Origin of the sequence: Mycobacterium colombiense, from assembly GCF_003284935.1 — a bacterium.
Lineage (GTDB): Bacteria > Actinomycetota > Actinomycetes > Mycobacteriales > Mycobacteriaceae > Mycobacterium > Mycobacterium arosiense_A.
Map to the genome: position 1 here is coordinate 174296 of NZ_QMEV01000001.1, position 16778 is coordinate 191073.

Here is a 16778-nt window from a genome sequence, read left to right on the forward strand (position 1 = left end):
TCAGTCGACGGTCCAGGTGTCGCGCCCGCGCAGCAGCGATTGCAGCGCGGCGGAGTCGAACGCCTTCGCCGACTGGGCCGCCTGCACCTGGGCGCGTGCCGCGTCGTCGTAGGTGGGCCGGCTGATGTTGCGGAAGATGCCCAGCACGGTGTGATCGAGGTTCTGATCCGACAGCCGGGACAGGGCGAACGCGTAGGCCGAGTTGTCGCTGTGCGCGTCGTGCACCACGATCTCGTCCACCGACACGTCGGCGGTCTTGGCCACCTCCAGCCCGAAGCCCGACTGCACCACGCAGTATTCGCCGTTGGCGCCGAACACAATTGGCTCGCCGTGGCGGACGTTGATGACCCGCTCCTCGGCACCTTCCTTGCGCAGCGCGTCGAAGGAGCCGTCGTTGAAGATCGGGCAGTCCTGCAGGATCTCGACGACGGCGGCGCCGCGATGCCCGGCCGCGGCGCGCAGCACCTCGGTCAGTCCGTTGCGGTCGGAGTCCAGCGCGCGGCCGACGAAGGTCGCCTCGGCACCCAGGGCCAACGAGACCGGGTTGAACGGGTGATCCAGCGACCCCATCGGGGTCGACTTGGTGACCTTGCCGACCTCTGACGTCGGCGAGTACTGCCCCTTGGTCAGGCCGTAGATCCGGTTGTTGAACAGCAGGATCGTGATGTTGACGTTGCGGCGCAGCGCGTGGATCAGGTGGTTACCGCCGATCGACAAGGCGTCGCCGTCACCGGTGACCACCCACACCGACAGATCCTCGCGGGCCAGCGCCAAACCGGTCGCGATGGCCGGCGCCCGGCCGTGGATCGAGTGGAAGCCGTAGGTCTCGAGGTAGTACGGGAACCGGCTCGAGCAGCCGATGCCGCTGATGAACACGATGTTTTCGCGGCGCAGCCCGAGGTCGGGCAGGAAGTTGCGGATGGTGTTGAGGATGACGTAGTCCCCGCAGCCCGGGCACCAACGGACCTCTTGGTCACTGGTGAAGTCCTTGGACTTCTGCGGCTGGTCCTCAGCAGACAGCGTGGGGACCCCGTCGTTTTTGGTCAACTTCGCGGTCACACCGAGGTCTTTGCCCGCCAAGTTGCCGATCAGGTCAGTCACGAGCGTCGCTCCTCCTCATCGCTTCGCTCTGCATTGGCGCCGGCACCATCATGCGCCCGCTCCAACCGTTGCTGCCGCCATTCTGGCGACCATCGTCTTGTCGTTCTCGACTTCGGCCAGCGTCCCGCCCAGCGCGGCGCGGATGACGCGGCCGATCTCGTCGGCCAGGAACGCGACGCCTTGCACCTTGCTGACCGATTGCACGTCGACCAGGTACTTGCCCCGCAGCAGGAACGCGAGCTGCCCCAGGTTCATTTCGGGCGCCACCACCTGCGGATAGCGCCGCAGTACCTCACCCAGGTTGGCCGGGAAGGGGTTCAGGTAGCGCAGGTGGGCGTGGGCGACCTTGATGCCCTTGCGCCGCGCGCGCCGGCAGGCCTCGCCGATCGGGCCGTAGGAACTGCCCCAGCCGATCAGCAGCAGCTCGGCATCGCCGGTCGGGTCGTCGACCTCCAGATCCGGGACGGCGATCCCGTCGATCTTGGCCTGGCGCAACCGGACCATCAGGTCGTGGTTGACTGGCTCGTAGGAGATGTTGCCCGAGCCGTTGGCCGCTTCCAGGCCGCCGATGCGGTGCTCGAGGCCCGGGGTGCCGGGCACGGCGAACTGGCGCGCCAGCGTCTCCGGGTCGCGGGCGTACGGCTGGAACGGCTCGTCGGGCTTGGCGAACGTGTGCGTGATGCGCGGCAGCGCGCCGACGTCCGGAATGCGCCACGGCTCCGACCCGTTGGCGATGGCGCCGTCGGACAACACGATCACCGGCGTGTGGTACGACACCGCGATGCGCGCCGCCTCGAGCGCGGTTTCGAAGCAGTCCGAGGGCGAGCGCGGGGCCAGCACCGCGACCGGTGACTCCCCGTTGCGGCCGAACAACGCCTGCAGCAGGTCGGCCTGTTCGGTCTTGGTGGGCAGTCCGGTCGAGGGGCCGCCGCGCTGCACGTCGACGACGAGCAGGGGCAGCTCGGTCATCACGGCCAGCCCGAGTGCTTCGGACTTCAGCGAGATGCCCGGGCCGGAGGTGGTGGTGACGCCCAGCGCGCCGCCGTAGGAGGCACCGATGGCGGCGCAGATGCCGCCGATCTCGTCCTCGGCCTGGAACGTCATGACGTTGAAGTTCTTGTGCTTGGACAGTTCGTGCAGGATGTCGGACGCCGGGGTGATCGGGTAGCTGCCGAGCATGACCGGGATGTCGGCCAGCTGGCCGGCCGCCACGATGCCGTAGGCCAGGGCGGTGTTGCCCGAGATCTGGCGGTATTCGCCCGACGGCAGCGTCGCCCGGGAGACCTCGTAGGTGGTGCCGAAGGCCTCGGTCGTCTCGCCGTAGTTCCAGCCCGCCTTCAGCGCCAGCACGTTGGTCTCGGCGACCTCGGGCTTGCGGGCGAACTTCTCCCGGATGAACTTCTCGCTGGTTTCGATCGGTCGCCCGTACATCCACGACAACAGGCCCAGCGCGAACATGTTCTTGGCGCGCTGGCCGTCCTTCTTCGTGGCGCCGATCGTCTCGACGGCCCCAAGCGTCAGCGTCGTCATGGCGACGGAATGCACCACGTAGTCCGACAACTCGTCGGTCTCGAGCGGGTTGGTGACGTAGCCGACCTTGGTCAGGTTGCGCTTGGTGAACTCGTCGGAGTTCGCGATCACCATGCCGCCGCGGGGCAGGTCACCGATATTGGCCTTGAGCGCAGCGGGATTCATCGCGACGAGGACGTCGGGCCGGTCACCGGCGGTCAGGATGTCGTAGTCGGCGATCTGAATCTGGAACGACGAGACCCCGGGAAGCGTGCCTGCGGGGGCGCGGATCTCCGCGGGATAGTTGGGCTGGGTCGCCAGGTCGTTGCCGAAAAGCGCTGCCTCGGAAGTGAACCGGTCCCCGGTGAGCTGCATGCCGTCGCCGGAGTCGCCGGCAAAGCGGATGACGACCTGCTCGAGGCGTTGACGGGCAGATCCGTTGGGGGAAGCCCCATGTGAGTCTGATCCGGCTCCGCTGCCGTTCGGATCCACCTCGCTGCCCTCCACTTTGTTCACCGCGCGGACACCGCGCGCAAACTAGATTACGCCCGTGAAAGTGACTTTCCGGCCGTGTCGGTTTGATGTCACTGGAAGTATCAATTATGGCACTGATTTTCGGTCGCCATGGCCGTGTCTGCGCCGTCATCTCAGCCGCGTGCGCGGCCAAAAGGCGACGTCAGCGACATCTACTAACGAGTAGCAGGGCAAACTGTGGCGTTGGTCACGTCTTGCGCGTTATCAACCGTCGTTCATACCGTGTCGGCCACCGGGCGACACATTTTCGGCCGCGATTTTCGTCGCGGCCGTCTCCGGCATCGCGAACAGATACAGCGCGAAGCCGGCACCCGCGAGCACACCGAGGAAAATGAATGCGGCGTCGTAGCCGGCGGCGACCACGATCGAGCCCGCGACCAGGTTCGACACCGCCGCGCCGGCGCCCGACGCCGCCGTCACCGCCCCCAGGCTGACGTTGAAGCGTCCACTCCCGTGGGTCACGTCCTGCACGACCAGGGGAAACAGAGCGCCGAACACGCCGGCGCCGACGCCGTCCAGCAGCTGCACCCCCACCAGCCAGTACGGGTTGTCGGACCAGGTGTAGAGGAAGCCGCGGGCGGCCAGCACCGCGAAACCGGCCAGAAAGATCGGCTTTCGGCCCCACGAATCGGCCTTGGCCCCGGCCAGGTAGGCCACCGGCACCATGACGACCTGCGCGGCCACGATGCAGCCCGCCATCAGGGCGGTCCCCACGTCCTTGTTGTGCAGCGCGAGCAGCTGGCCGACCAGCGGCAGCATCGCCGCGTTGGCGAAGTGAAAGGCGATGACCGTCGCGGCGAAGATCATCAGGCGGCGGTTGCCCAGCAGCACCGTCAGCCTCGACGGCGCCTGGTGTGGCGCCCCGGCCAGATGGTCCATCCCCCGGGCCACGTCGTGGTCGATCGCGTCGCCCGGGATCCACAGCGTCGCAATCACGCTGGCGGCCGCCATGGTGGCCAGCACCCAGAACACGACCACCGGCCCGAAGAAGTAGGCCAGTGCGCCGGTGATCGCCGCGGCGCAGGCGTTCCCGGCGTGGTTGAACGACTCGTTTCGTCCGATCCGCCGGGAGAAGCGCCGGGGCCCGACGACGCCCAGGGTGATCGCGGCCAACGCGGGCGCGAACACGGATCCGGCGATCCCGGTGAGCGCTTGCAGCACGGAGATCGAATAGAAGCCCGGCAACAGCGGCATCGCCAGCGACGCCGTGGCGACGGTCAACGCGCCCCCGACGATCAGCGCCCGCTTGGCCGTGCTCCTGTCCACCAGGGCGCCGGCCGGGGCCTGGGCGACGATCGCCCCGATGCCCCCGACCGCCATGACGAACCCGATCGACCCCTGGTCCCAATGATGGGTCAGCAGCAGATAGATCGACAGGTATGGGCCCAGGCCGTCACGAACGTCGGCCAGGAGAAAGTTCAGCAGGTCCAGGCCATGCCCAAGACGCCGGGAGACGGCGTCGCTGGGGATGGCGTCGCGCTCCGGGACCTAGTTAAGCGCTTTTGTCCCGACGCTCGGAGCGGGAGGGCTTGCGCGGCACGATGGTCGGCAGCACGTTGTCCTGGACGGTCTCCTTGGTCACGACGACCTTGGCGACGTCGTCGCGGCTCGGGATGTCGTACATCACCGGCAGCAGGACCTCTTCCATGATGGCCCGCAGGCCGCGGGCCCCGGTGCCGCGGTGAATCGCCTGGTCGGCGATCGCTTCCAGGGCGTCGTCGGTGAATTCCAGCTCGACGTTGTCCATCTCGAAGAGCCGGGTGTACTGCTTGACCAGCGCGTTCTTCGGCTCGGAGAGGATCTTGACCAGCGACTCGCGGTCCAGGTTGGTCACCGAGGCGACGACCGGGAGCCGGCCGATGAACTCGGGGATCAGGCCGAACTTGATCAGGTCTTCGGGCATCACGTCGGAGAAGTGGTCGGTGGTGTCGATCTCGGCCTTGGAGCGCACCTCGGCGCCGAAGCCCAGGCCGCGCTTGCCGACGCGCTCGTAGATGATCTTCTCCAGGCCCGCGAAGGCCCCGGCGACGATGAACAGCACGTTGGTGGTGTCGATCTGGATGAACTCTTGGTGCGGGTGCTTGCGGCCGCCCTGTGGGGGAACCGAGGCCTGGGTGCCTTCCAGGATCTTCAGCAGCGCCTGTTGGACGCCCTCACCGGAGACGTCGCGGGTGATCGACGGGTTTTCGCTCTTGCGGGCGATCTTGTCGACCTCGTCGATGTAGATGATCCCGGTCTCGGCGCGCTTGACGTCGTAGTCGGCGGCCTGGATCAGCTTGAGCAAGATGTTCTCGACGTCCTCACCGACGTATCCGGCCTCGGTCAGGGCGGTGGCGTCGGCGATGGCGAACGGGACATTGAGCATCTTGGCGAGGGTCTGGGCCAGGTAGGTCTTTCCGCAACCGGTCGGCCCGAGCATCAAGATGTTGGACTTGGTCAGCTCGACCGGCTCGTGCCGCGAGTCCCGGCCCTTTTCACCGGCCTGAATCCGCTTGTAGTGGTTGTAGACGGCGACGGCCAGGGTCCGCTTGGCGGTGTCCTGCCCGATGACGTAGCCCTCGAGGAACTCCCGGATCTCGACCGGCTTGGGGAGCTCATCGAGCTTCACGTCGTCGGCGTCGGCGAGCTCCTCTTCGATGATCTCGTTGCACAGGTCGATGCATTCATCGCAGATGTACACACCGGGGCCCGCAATGAGCTTCTTGACCTGCTTCTGGCTCTTCCCGCAGAACGAGCACTTCAGCAGGTCACCGCCGTCTCCGATCCGTGCCATGGTGCGTCAGCGCCTACTTCCTGTTCGCCGTTGCTGTTGCCTGTCCCCGCATGTATTCACCGACGCTACCCGCTTGATCGGGCCCGCCGCGACCATAAGCGCCGAATCGCGCCGATGGTATTTGCGGGAGTTCATGCCTCTTCCGTATGGATGAAACATATAGCCACACGGTGCCCCTCACTCGCGAAAGGCGCGCTTTGCGTGTCTTTGGCGTGTCGCGGCCGTGATGCGACCGAGGCTGACTGCCCCCCCGATCCCGCTACCGGTGGAGGTGCCAACCCGACGCCGACGATCGCGCGAGGCCTGGGCGGACCCCCGGGAAATCACCCTACAGTGGCGAGGTGGGTTTGGCTGGGGGCTTCGACTGGCCCGGCGGATCCGTGCTGCTCGACGGCGGGTTGGCCACCGAGCTCGAAGTGCGCGGCCACGACCTATCCGATTCCCTGTGGTCGGCCAGGCTGCTCGCGGACGCCCCCCAGGACATCGTCGACGTGCACGCCGCCTACTTTCGCGCCGGAGCGACGATCGCGACGACGGCGAGCTACCAGGCCTCGTTCGAGGGCTTTGCGGCCCGTGGGTTCGATCGCCGGGAGACCGCCGGGTTGTTGCGCCGCAGCGTCGCGCTTGCCCGGGCGGCGCGGGACGACGCCGGCGTCGACGGCCTGCTCGTCGCCGCGTCGATCGGGCCGTACGGCGCGGCGCTGGCCGACGGCTCCGAATACCGGGGCCGCTATGGCCTGTCGGTTGCGGCGTTGGCGCGCTGGCATCGGCCCCGCCTGGAGCTCCTGGCCGCCGCCGGCGCCGACGTGCTCGCGTGCGAAACAGTGCCCGACGTCGACGAGGCGCAGGCGCTGGTGGATTCGGTGCGCGCGGTCGGCGTGCCGGCGTGGCTGAGCTACACCATCGACGGGGACCACACCCGCGCCGGGCAGCCGCTGGCCGAGGCGTTCTCGGTGGCCGCCGGCGTGGACGAGATCGTCGCGATCGGCGTGAACTGCTGCGCGCCCGAGGACGTGTTGCCCGCGATTGCGCGCGCCGCGGCCATAGCCAAACCCGTCATCGTCTACCCGAACAGCGGTGAACGCTGGGATGCCTTGCGGCGCAAATGGATCGGACCGTCGCGGTTCGACGCGAGCCTGGCCGCGCAATGGATCGCGGCAGGTGCCCGCATCGTCGGCGGATGCTGCCGGGTCGGACCCGGCGATATCGCGGCGATTCGCCGAACGTGCAGTCAGGGCGGAAAATCGGACGAAAACTCGCCGTGAGTGCACGTTCGGCGACGGACCGAAAACGTCAGGCGGTCTGCGCCGAGAGCTTCCGGTACTCGAGCACGGTGTCGATGATCCCGTAATCCTTGGCCTCTTCGGCGGTCAGGATCTTGTCCCGGTCGGTGTCCTTGCGGACCGTCGCGGCGTCCTTGCCGGTGTGGCGGGCCAGGGTGGTCTCCATCAGCGTGCGCATCCGCTCGATCTCGGCGGCCTGGATCTCCAGGTCGGAGAACTGCCCCTGGATCACACCCTGCAGCGAAGGCTGGTGGATGAGCACCCGGGCGTTGGGCAGCGCCATCCGCTTGCCCGGCGTCCCGGCGGCCAGCAGCACCGCCGCGGCCGAGGCGGCCTGGCCCAGGCACACCGTCTGGATGTCGGCGCGCACGTACTGCATGGTGTCGTAAATCGCCATCAGCGAGGTGAATCCGCCACCGGGCGAGTTGATGTACATGGTGATGTCACGGTCGGGGTCCAGCGACTCGAGCACCAGCAGCTGGGCCATGATGTCGTTCGCCGACGCGTCGTCGACCTGGACGCCGAGGAAGATGATGCGTTCCTCGAACAGCTTGTTGTAGGGATTGGATTCCTTGATCCCGAAGCTGGAGTGCTCGATGAACGACGGCAGGATGTAGCGCGCCTGGGGCTGGGTTTCGGGGTTCACTGGGCTTCTCCATTGGTGATGTGGGCGGCGCGGGTGATGATGTGGTCGACGAAGCCGTATTCGAGGGCTTCCTGCGCGGTGAACCAACGGTCGCGATCGGAATCCGCCTCGATGCGCTCGATCGACTGGCCGGTGAACTCGGCGTTGAGCCGGAACATCTCCTTCTTGATGACGTGGAACTGCTCGGCCTGGATGGCGATGTCGGCCGCGCTACCGGTCACGCCACCCAGCGGCTGGTGCATCAGGATGCGGGCATGCGGCAACGCGAACCGCTTGCCCTTGGTGCCGGCGGCCAACAGGAACTCCCCCATCGAGGCGGCCATGCCCATCGCGTAGGTGGCGATGTCACACGGCGCCAGCACCATGGTGTCGTAGATCGCCATCCCGGCGCTGATCGATCCGCCCGGGGAGTTGATGTAGAGGCTGATGTCTTTGTCGCTGTCCTCGGCGGCGAGCAGCAGAATCTGCGCGCACAGCCGGTTGGCGACTTCGTCGTTCACCTCTGAACCCAGGAAGATGATGCGCTCGGAGAGCAAGCGCTCATAGACCGAATCTGTGAGGTTGAGACCCACCGAATTCGAACGCATGTCAGTCACGACTGGGTTACCTGCTTTCTTCAGACCTGTATTCACGACACTAACCAACCAAGGCCGCCGTTTCGCGGCACGCACCCCGCGTTCGCTCAGAGCGTCACGGCGCGGTCACTCCCCGGCGTCGGCCTCGTCGGACTCGCCGGCCTCCGAAGTTGAATCGTCGGCCTCCTCAGCCTCGCCCGCCGGCTCGGCATCGTCGGCCTCCGAAGTTGAATCGTCGGCCTCCGAACGCTTGCCGAAGAATTCACTGGTGTCGATGGCGTTTCCGGAGGTATCGGTGACGGTCGCCGCCCGGATCACCTCGGCGATGGCCAGCGCCCGGCGCACATCGGCGAACATCGCCGGCAGCTGGTTGTTCTCCTGGAGGTAGGCCAACAGCTGCTGGGGCTCGATGCCGTATTGCCGCGACGTCGCCACCAGCCGCTCGGTCAGGTCGTCCTGGCCGACCTGGACGTCTAGCTCGTCGGCCAGGGCGTCCAGCAGCAGCTGCCGTTTCACGTCCGTCTCGGCGGCGGTGCGCGTCTCGGTCTCGAACTCTTCGCGCGACTTGCCTTGCTGGGCCAGCACTTCCTCCAGCTTGGATTCGTCGTGGTCGAGGCTGTGCAAGGCGTTGTGCAGGGCGCTGTCCACCTGCGCCTTGACGATCGCTTCGGGCAGCGGCACCTCGACCTGCTCGAGCAGCGCGTCGAGCGCGGCCTCCCGAATGTTTTCGGCCTGCTGGGCGCGCTTGGTCCGGCCGACCTGGTCGCGCAGGTTGGCCTTCAGCTCCTCGATGGTGTCGAACTCGCTGGCCAGTTGGGCGAACTCGTCGTCGGCCTCGGGCAGCTCCCGTTCCTTGATCGACTTGACCGTGACGGTGACCTGCGCGTCCTTGCCCGCGTGCTCGCCGGTCGCCAGCTGCGCGGTGAACTCCTTGGATTCGTCGACGGACAGCCCGACCAGGGCCTCGTCGAGGCCCGCGATCAGCCGGCCCGAACCGACCTCGTGGGACAGGCCCTGCGCGGCGGCCCCCGGGACCTCTTCCCCGTCGATGGTGGCCGACAGGTCGATCGAGACGAAGTCGCCGTCGGCGATGGGGCGGTCCACCCCGGTCAGCGTCCCGAATCGGGCACGCAGAGACTGCAGTTCGGCGTCGACGTCGTCGTCGCTGACCTCGATCGGGTCCACCGAGACCTTGAGCTCACCGGGGTCCGGCAGGGTCAGCTTGGGGCGCACGTCGACCTCGGCGGTGAACGCCAGCTCCTCGCCGTACTCCTTTTTGGTGACCTCGATCTCGGGCTGGCCCAGCGGGTGCACCTCCGACTCGGCGACGGCCTGCCCGTATCGCGCCGGCAGCGCCTCGCTGACGACCTGATCCAGCATGGCCTCGCGACCGAACCGGGCCTCCAGCAACTTCGCCGGCGCTTTGCCCGGCCGGAATCCGGGCAGCCGCACCTGGCGGGCCAGCTCCTTGTACGCGCGCTGGAAGTCGGGTTCGAGTTCTGAGAAGGGGACCTCCACGTTGATGCGCACCCGGGTGGGGCTCAACTGCTCGACGGTGCTCTTCACGGGTGTGCTCCTCAGTGCTCGTTCTTGGTTCGTTCTCGGTGTCGGTGGGCCGTGCGAAAGCACGGGGCCAGTCGTGCTGGTCGGGGTGACAGGATTTGAACCTGCGGCCTTCCGCTCCCAAAGCGGATGCGCTACCAAGCTGCGCTACACCCCGCGCTGACCTCGATGATCCTAAGGCCCCTGAAACACTGGGTTGGTCACGGGCTTCGCAGCGACGTCGCAGACCTTACGGAGCGATCACAAAACCGAGTCGATTAGATTTGATCTTCGTCGCCAGCTACAGTCACGCTCGACTGAACACATGCGGGCGTAGCTCAATGGTAGAGCCCTAGTCTTCCAAACTAGCTACGCGGGTTCGATTCCCGTCGCCCGCTCGGGCTAACTATCTGCTCGATAGAGAGGCGCCATGAGCGACCTGAAGACCGACGTGTCGATTCATGGCTCATGCGCGTCGGACTTCGTCGGGGTTCGCGACGCATTCGAGCGCAATTTCACCCTGGGCGATGAAGTCGGCGCCGCCGTCGCGGTGTGGGTCGACGGGTCGCTGGTCGTCAATCTGTGGGGTGGCTGGGCCGACGCGGCCCGTACCCGGCCGTGGCAGCAGAACACCCTGACCACGGTGTTGTCCGGCACGAAGGGCCTGTCGGCCACCTGCGTGCACCAGCTCGCCGACCGCGGCGAGCTGGACCTGCAGGCTCCCGTCGCCCACTACTGGCCCGAGTTCGCCCAGGCGGGCAAACAGGACATCACGCTGGCGATGGTGATGAGCCACCGATCCGGGGTGATCGGCCCCCGCACCCGCATGCGGTGGGAGCAGGTCGCCGACTGGGACTACGTCTGCGAACAGCTGGCCGCCGCCGAGCCGTGGTGGGAGCCGGGCACCGCGCAGGGCTACCACATGACCACCTTCGGTTTCATCACCGGCGAGGTGTTCCGGCGGGTGACGGGCCGGACCATCGGCCAGTACCTGCGCACCGAGATCGCCGAACCGTTCGGCGCCGACGTGCACATCGGGCTGCCGCTGAGCGAGCAACACCGGTGCGCCGAGCGGGTCAACAAGCCGCATGCCCGCGACCTGCTGGCCGACGCGAACGCCCCCGGCTATCCCACCAGCCTCGCGGAGCATCCCAAGGCGGGGCTGTCGATCTCGATGGGGTTCGCCCCCGACGACGAACTCGGCTCGCACGACCTGAACCTGTGGCGCGAGCTCGAGTTCCCGGGCACCAATGGTCAGGTCTCGGCGCTGGGACTGGCGACGTTCTACAACGCGCTCGCCCAGGAAAAGGTGCTCAGCCGCGAGCACATGGATTTGGTGCGGGTCTGCCAGGGCGGCCTAGAGACCGATCTGGTGCTGGGGCCGCGGGTGGCCGACCACGGCTGGGGTTTGGGCTACATGCTCAATCAGCGCTGCGTCAACGGGCCGAATCCGCGCATCTTCGGCCACGGCGGGCTGGGCGGCTCGTTCGGGTTCGTCGACCTAGAGCACCGCATCGGCTACGCCTATGTCGCCAACCATTTCGACCCGACCAAGGCCAACGCCGATCCGCGCAGCCTGGTGCTGTCCAACGAGGTCTACTCCGTGCTGGGAGTCATCTGACAACACAAATGCGCCCCGCCGGTATCGGCAGGGCGCATTTGGTTGCGTGACCTATCGGATCACGGGTGCCAGCCGGGAGGCGGCGGCCCGCCCGGGCCCCACGGGCCACCCGGGTGCGGCGGCGGTCCCTCGGGACCCCAGCCCGGGCCGCCGGCCGGACCGGGCGGATTCCAGCCGCCGGGTCCGCCCCGCCAGTCGTGGCAGTTGTTCCAGTCCCAGTTGTTGCCCCAGCCCGGGTCCCACCACTCACCCGGACACCATTGCGGGAAGGGGCCTGGGTGGGCCTGCGCCTCGGTTGCGACGCCCAAGCCCGCCAAACCCAGCCCACCGATTGCGAGAGCCGTTGCGGCCAAACGTGGAAGAGTTTTCACGTGGTCTCTGGTACCCGTTTTGGTGCTTTGGCTAAACAATTGGCGCCGGCGGTTCGAGCCGAGAGTTCCCACCCACCGGGCCGACCCCGGTCGGCCCGCTAGCTCATTGCTGGCATGCCGGGCACCAGAAGACGTTTCGGCCCTCGAGCACCGTCGTGCGGATCGGATCGCCGGACACCCGGCAGGGCTCGCCGGCCCGCCGGTAAACGTAGGTCCGGGGTCGATCGGGTCGGTACGACGGCGCGCCGTGGTCGTGTTCGGGCCGCACCACGATGATCTTGCCGCGGCGCAGTCCGACCTTCATCAGGGCGACCAGATCGATCCAGGCCGCGTCGAACTCGTCCTCTCCGACGTCGCGGCCGGGCCGGAACGGGTCGATCCGGTGGCGGAAGAGCAACTCGCTGCGATAGACATTGCCCACCCCGGCCATCACGGTCTGGTCCATCAACAGTGCCCCAATAGGCCTGCGCGACTTGGCGATTCGCTTCCACGCCCACGATGGGTCGGCGTCGCTGCGCAACGGATCGGGGCCGAGCCTGGCCAGGACGTCGCTGACCTGGCCCTCGTCGATGACTTCGCACACCGTCGGCCCGCGCAGGTCGGTGCCGTAGCCCGCGCCGATCATGCGCATCCGCACCTGCCCGACCGCTTCGGGAAACAGTCCGTCGTCGGGCCGTTCCCATTCGGTGAAGGCGCCGTACAGCCCGAGATGCACGTGCACGATCGGCCCGCCGGCGTAGTGATGAAACAGGTGCTTGCCCCATGCGCTGGTGCGCTGCAACACTCGCCCGTCGACCACGGCGGCCGAATCAGCGAAGCGACCCTGCGGGCTCGATACCGCGACGGGGGCGCCGGCGTAGCGGCGTTGGTGCAGCCGGGCCAACCGATGCAGGGTATGCCCCTCGGGCACGCGCAGACCCTTCCGGCGTCAGCTCGCCGCGCCGGGTACCGGCGGGGCCTGGTGGGTGCGTTCGTATTCGGCGAGTATGTCGATACGCCGTTGGTGGCGTTCGGCTTTCGCCCAGGGCGTGGTCAAGAAGGCGTCGACGATGGCCAGCGCCTCGGCCACGGTGTGCATGCGGCCGCCGATGCCGATCAGTTGGGCGTTGTTGTGTTCGCGGGCCAGCGCCGCCGTTTCGACGCTCCAGGCCAGCGCGCACCGCGCGCCGGGCACCTTGTTCGCCGCGATCTGCTCGCCGTTGCCCGAGCCGCCCAGGACAATGCCCAGGCTGTCCGGGTCGGCCACCGTCCGCGCCGCGGCCGCGATGCAAAACGCCGGGTAGTCGTCTTCGGCGTCGTAGGTGAAGGCGCCGCAATCGATCGGCTCGTGCCCGGATTTGGTGAGGTGATCGATGATCTGCTGCTTGAGCTCGAATCCGGCGTGGTCAGAGCCGAGGTAGACGCGCATGCCCGCAATCCTTACACAGCCACCCGCGGCCCTGACGTCGGCGATGGAAAGCCGAGCAGCCCCTACCGGTCTAGTCGAATTCGGGCTTCTCGTTGCGGCTGCGCTTGAGCTCGAAGAAGTGCGGGTAGGACGCGAAGGCCACCGAGGCGTCCCACAGCTTGCCCGCTTCCTCGCCGCGCGGGATCTTGGAGAGCACCGGCCCGAAGAACGCCACATTGTTGACGTGGATGGTCGGCGTGCCGACGTCGTCGCCCACCGCGTCCATGCCGGCGTGGTGGCTCTTGCGCAGCGCCTCGTCGTAGGCGTCGCTGTTCGCGGCGTCCGCCAACTCCGACGGCAAGCCCACCTCGTCCAACGACTGCTTGATGACGTCGTCCAGGTCTTTGTTGCCCTTGTTGTGAATCTGGGTGCCCATCGCGGTGTACAGCGGCGCGAGCACCTCGGAGCCGTGGGCCTGCTCGGCGGCGATCGCCACCCGCACCGGGCCGAAGGCCTTCGACAACCGTTCGCGGTACTCGTCGGGCAGGCCCTCGCGGTTTTCGTTGAGCACCGCCAGGCTCATCACGTGAAAGTTCACCTCGATGTCGCGGACCTTCTCCACCTCGAGGATCCAGCGCGAGGTGATCCACGCCCACGGACACAGCGGATCGAACCAGAAATCGGCTTTGTTCTTCGCGGCGGCGGTGTCAGGCATGGCTGATCCTCTCGTTGGTTGAAAGTCCGATGTGCACAACCGTAGGCCTGCGCATCCTGTTCCCGGAGTGCCCGACCCGTAAGTTGGACACGTGGCACTTCCCAATCTCACCCGCGAACAAGCCATCGAGCGCGCGTCGCTGATCACCGTCGCCAGCTATCAGATCGACCTCGATCTCACCGACGGCTCCGGTCCCGGTGGCCCTCCCGGGGAACGGACCTTCCGCTCGATCACCACCGTGGTGTTCGACGCGCTCGCCGGCGCCGACTCGGTCATCGACATCGCCGCCGACACCATCCGCGGCGCCACCCTCAACGGGCGCGACGTGGACGTCTCCGGGTACGACGAGTCGACCGGCATCCCGCTGCGCGGGCTGGCCGACCGCAACGTCGTCGTGGTCGACGCGGAATGCCGCTACTCCAACACCGGCGAGGGTTTGCACCGGTTCGTCGACCCGGTCGACAACGAGACCTACCTGTACTCGCAGTTCGAAACCGCCGACGCCAAGCGGATGTTCGCGTGCTTCGACCAGCCCGATATGAAGGCGACCTTCGACGTGCAGGTGGCCGCGCCTACCCATTGGAAGGTGATCTCCAACGGCGCGCCGGTGTCGGTGAACGACGGCCTGCACACCTTCGCCACCACGCCGCGGATGAGCACCTATCTGGTCGCGTTGATCGCCGGCCCGTACGCCGAGTGGAACGACTCCTACACCGACGAGCACGGCGAGATCCCGCTGGGCATCTACTGCCGCTCGTCGCTGGCGCAATACATGGACGCCGAGCGGCTGTTCACCCAGACCAAGCAGGGATTCGGCTTCTACCACCGCAACTTCGGCATGCCCTATGCATTCGGAAAATACGATCAGCTGTTCGTTCCCGAATTCAACGCCGGCGCAATGGAAAACGCGGGCGCGGTGACCTTTTTGGAGGACTACGTCTTCCGCAGCAAGGTCACCCGGGCTTCCTATGAGCGCCGCGCCGAGACCGTGCTGCACGAGATGGCGCACATGTGGTTCGGGGACCTGGTCACCATGGCGTGGTGGGACGACCTGTGGCTGAACGAGTCGTTCGCGACGTTCGCCTCGGTGCTGTGCCAAAGCGAGGCAACCGAATTCACCGAGGCCTGGACGACGTTCGCCACGGTCGAGAAGTCGTGGGCCTATCGCCAGGACCAGCTGCCCTCGACGCATCCGATCGCCGCCGACATCCCCGACCTGGAAGCGGTCGAGGTGAATTTCGACGGCATCACCTACGCCAAAGGCGCTTCGGTGCTCAAACAGCTGGTCGCCTACGTCGGGTTGGAGCACTTCCTGGCCGGGCTGCGGGATTACTTCCGCGCCCACGCCTTCGGCAACGCCACGTTCGACGATCTGGTCGCCGCGCTGGAGAAGGCGTCGGGACGTGACCTGTCGGACTGGGGTCAGCAGTGGCTGAAAACGACCGGGCTGAACACGCTTCGGCCGGAGTTCGACGTCGACGGCCCGGGCGCTGGGGGCAGGTTCACCCGGTTCGCGGTGACCCAGAGCGGCGCCGCCCCGGGTGCCGGCGAGACCCGGGTGCACCGGCTGGCGGTCGGGATCTACGACTCCGAGAATTCAGACGGAACCGGAAAGCTGGTGCGGGTGCACCGCGAGGAACTCGATGTCGAAGGCCCGGTCACCGAAGTCCCTGCGCTGGTTGGCGTTTCGCGGGGTCAGCTGGTCCTGGTCAACGACGACGACCTGACGTATTGCTCGTTGCGGCTCGACGCCGAGTCGCTGCGCACCGCGCTGGACCGCATCGCCGACATCGCCGAGCCGCTGCCGCGCTCGCTGGTCTGGTCGGCCGCCTGGGAGATGACGCGCGAGGCGGAACTGCGGGCCCGCGACTTCGTGGCCCTGGTCACCGGCGGCGTGCACGCCGAATCCGAGGTCGGGGTGGCGCAGCGGCTGTTGCTGCAGGCGCAGACGGCGCTGACCTCCTACGCCGAGCAGGGCTGGGCGCGCGAGCAGGGCTGGCCGCAGTTCGCCGACCGGCTGCTGGAGTTGGCGCGGGCCGCGCAACCCGGCTCGGATCACCAGCTCGCCTTCGTCAACACGCTGTGCTCGTCGGTGCTGTCGGCCGGCCACGTCGCGACGCTGGCCGAGCTGCTGGACCGCGACCCCGCCGAGTTGGGCCTCGCCGGCCTCGACATCGACACGGATTTGCGGTGGCGGATCGTCACGGCGCTGGCCACCGCCGGCGCGATCGACGCCGACGGGCCCGCGACGCCGGTCATCGACGCCGAGATCGAACGCGACCCGACCGCCGCCGGCAAGCGGCACGGCGCCCAGGCCGCGACGGCACGACCTCAACCGCGGGTCAAGGAGGAAGCCTGGACGAAGGTGGTCGAGGACGACACCCTGGCCAACATCACCGCACGTTCGATCATCGCGGGCATCGCCCCCGCGGGCCAGGCCGAGTTGCTCAAGCCGTTCACCGCGCGCTATTTCGAGGCGATCTCCGGCGTCTGGGCGCGCCGGTCCAGCGAAGTGGCCCAGACGGTGGTGATCGGCCTGTACCCGCACTGGGATATCAGCGACGACGGCATCGCCGCGGCGGACAGGTTCCTGTCCAACCCCGAGGTGCCGGCGGCGCTGCGCCGGTTGGTGCTCGAGGGTCAGGCCGGGGTGAAGCGTTCGTTGCGGGCGCGCCGGTTCGACGCCGGCGCGGGCTCAGCCCCCACCGACGAAGGCTGAGG

The 16778-nt window shown here is 67.5% G+C and carries 14 protein-coding genes and 2 tRNA genes; 4 read left to right on the plus strand and 12 right to left on the minus strand.

Annotated elements, in window-relative coordinates; translation table 11 throughout:
- The 4 genes from DQP57_RS00840 to clpX form a co-directional block, all read right to left on the minus strand.
- Window positions 1-1101, minus strand: a complete 1101-nt coding sequence (locus DQP57_RS00840; RefSeq protein ID WP_112630808.1) for a 2-oxoacid:ferredoxin oxidoreductase subunit beta — start codon at window positions 1099-1101, stop codon at window positions 1-3.
- A 48-nt stretch (window positions 1102-1149) separates the two neighbouring features.
- A complete protein-coding gene (locus DQP57_RS00845; RefSeq protein WP_112630884.1) occupies window positions 1150-3102 on the minus strand; it encodes a 2-oxoacid:acceptor oxidoreductase subunit alpha in 1953 nt (650 codons plus the stop codon).
- Window positions 3103-3348: 246 nt separating this feature from the next.
- A complete protein-coding gene (locus tag DQP57_RS00850; RefSeq protein WP_112630810.1) occupies window positions 3349-4614 on the minus strand; it encodes an MFS transporter in 1266 nt (421 codons plus the stop codon).
- Window positions 4615-4636: 22 nt separating this feature from the next.
- Window positions 4637-5917, minus strand: a complete 1281-nt coding sequence (gene clpX, locus DQP57_RS00855; protein ID WP_112630812.1) for an ATP-dependent Clp protease ATP-binding subunit ClpX — start codon at window positions 5915-5917, stop codon at window positions 4637-4639.
- Between the two features lie 380 nt (window positions 5918-6297).
- On the opposite strand from clpX, the gene mmuM reads away from it, so the two are divergent.
- Window positions 6298-7182: a homocysteine S-methyltransferase gene (gene mmuM / locus DQP57_RS00860; protein WP_112630814.1), complete on the plus strand. Its 885-nt coding sequence runs from the start codon at window positions 6298-6300 to the stop codon at window positions 7180-7182.
- Between the two features lie 28 nt (window positions 7183-7210).
- Here the strand turns inward: mmuM and clpP2 are convergent, their stop codons facing one another.
- From clpP2 to DQP57_RS00880, 4 genes are all read right to left on the minus strand, one after another.
- The gene (gene clpP2 / locus DQP57_RS00865; RefSeq protein WP_066860217.1) at window positions 7211-7846 is read right to left on the minus strand and encodes an ATP-dependent CLP protease proteolytic subunit ClpP2; all 636 of its coding nucleotides are present in this window, start codon (window positions 7844-7846) and stop codon (window positions 7211-7213) included.
- Window positions 7843-8433: an ATP-dependent Clp protease proteolytic subunit gene (locus tag DQP57_RS00870; protein ID WP_112630816.1), complete on the minus strand. Its 591-nt coding sequence runs from the start codon at window positions 8431-8433 to the stop codon at window positions 7843-7845. Before DQP57_RS00870 ends, clpP2 begins: the two co-directional genes overlap by 4 nt.
- A 114-nt stretch (window positions 8434-8547) precedes the next feature.
- A complete protein-coding gene (gene tig, locus DQP57_RS00875) occupies window positions 8548-9987 on the minus strand; it encodes a trigger factor (protein WP_112630818.1) in 1440 nt (479 codons plus the stop codon).
- 77 nt (window positions 9988-10064) lie between these two features.
- Window positions 10065-10141 (minus strand) — tRNA-Pro (locus tag DQP57_RS00880).
- A gap of 149 nt (window positions 10142-10290) precedes the next feature.
- On the opposite strand from DQP57_RS00880, the gene DQP57_RS00885 reads away from it, so the two are divergent.
- A tRNA-Gly gene (locus DQP57_RS00885) sits at window positions 10291-10361 on the plus strand.
- A 32-nt stretch (window positions 10362-10393) separates the two neighbouring features.
- Window positions 10394-11584 (plus strand): serine hydrolase domain-containing protein, encoded by a 1191-nt coding sequence (locus DQP57_RS00890; RefSeq protein WP_112630820.1) that lies wholly within the window; start codon window positions 10394-10396, stop codon window positions 11582-11584.
- A 59-nt stretch (window positions 11585-11643) separates the two neighbouring features.
- On the opposite strand, the gene DQP57_RS00895 is transcribed toward DQP57_RS00890, so the two are convergent.
- The 4 genes from DQP57_RS00895 to DQP57_RS00910 all read right to left on the minus strand — a co-directional run bounded on the left by DQP57_RS00895 (window position 11644) and on the right by DQP57_RS00910 (window position 14057).
- The gene (locus tag DQP57_RS00895; RefSeq protein ID WP_240631637.1) at window positions 11644-11892 is read right to left on the minus strand and encodes a hypothetical protein; all 249 of its coding nucleotides are present in this window, start codon (window positions 11890-11892) and stop codon (window positions 11644-11646) included.
- 166 nt (window positions 11893-12058) lie between these two features.
- A complete protein-coding gene (locus DQP57_RS00900; RefSeq protein WP_112630824.1) occupies window positions 12059-12865 on the minus strand; it encodes an Fpg/Nei family DNA glycosylase in 807 nt (268 codons plus the stop codon).
- A gap of 18 nt (window positions 12866-12883) precedes the next feature.
- Window positions 12884-13363 carry a ribose-5-phosphate isomerase gene (locus tag DQP57_RS00905; protein ID WP_165821722.1) on the minus strand — a complete coding sequence of 160 codons (480 nt, stop codon included), beginning with the start codon at window positions 13361-13363 and terminating at the stop codon, window positions 12884-12886.
- A gap of 70 nt (window positions 13364-13433) precedes the next feature.
- Window positions 13434-14057 carry a DsbA family protein gene (locus DQP57_RS00910; protein ID WP_112630826.1) on the minus strand — a complete coding sequence of 208 codons (624 nt, stop codon included), beginning with the start codon at window positions 14055-14057 and terminating at the stop codon, window positions 13434-13436.
- A 91-nt stretch (window positions 14058-14148) separates the two neighbouring features.
- On the opposite strand from DQP57_RS00910, the gene pepN reads away from it, so the two are divergent.
- Complete coding sequence (gene pepN / locus DQP57_RS00915; RefSeq protein WP_112630828.1) at window positions 14149-16776, plus strand: aminopeptidase N; 2628 nt, start codon at window positions 14149-14151, stop codon at window positions 16774-16776.
- The last annotated feature ends 2 nt before the right edge of the window (window positions 16777-16778 follow it).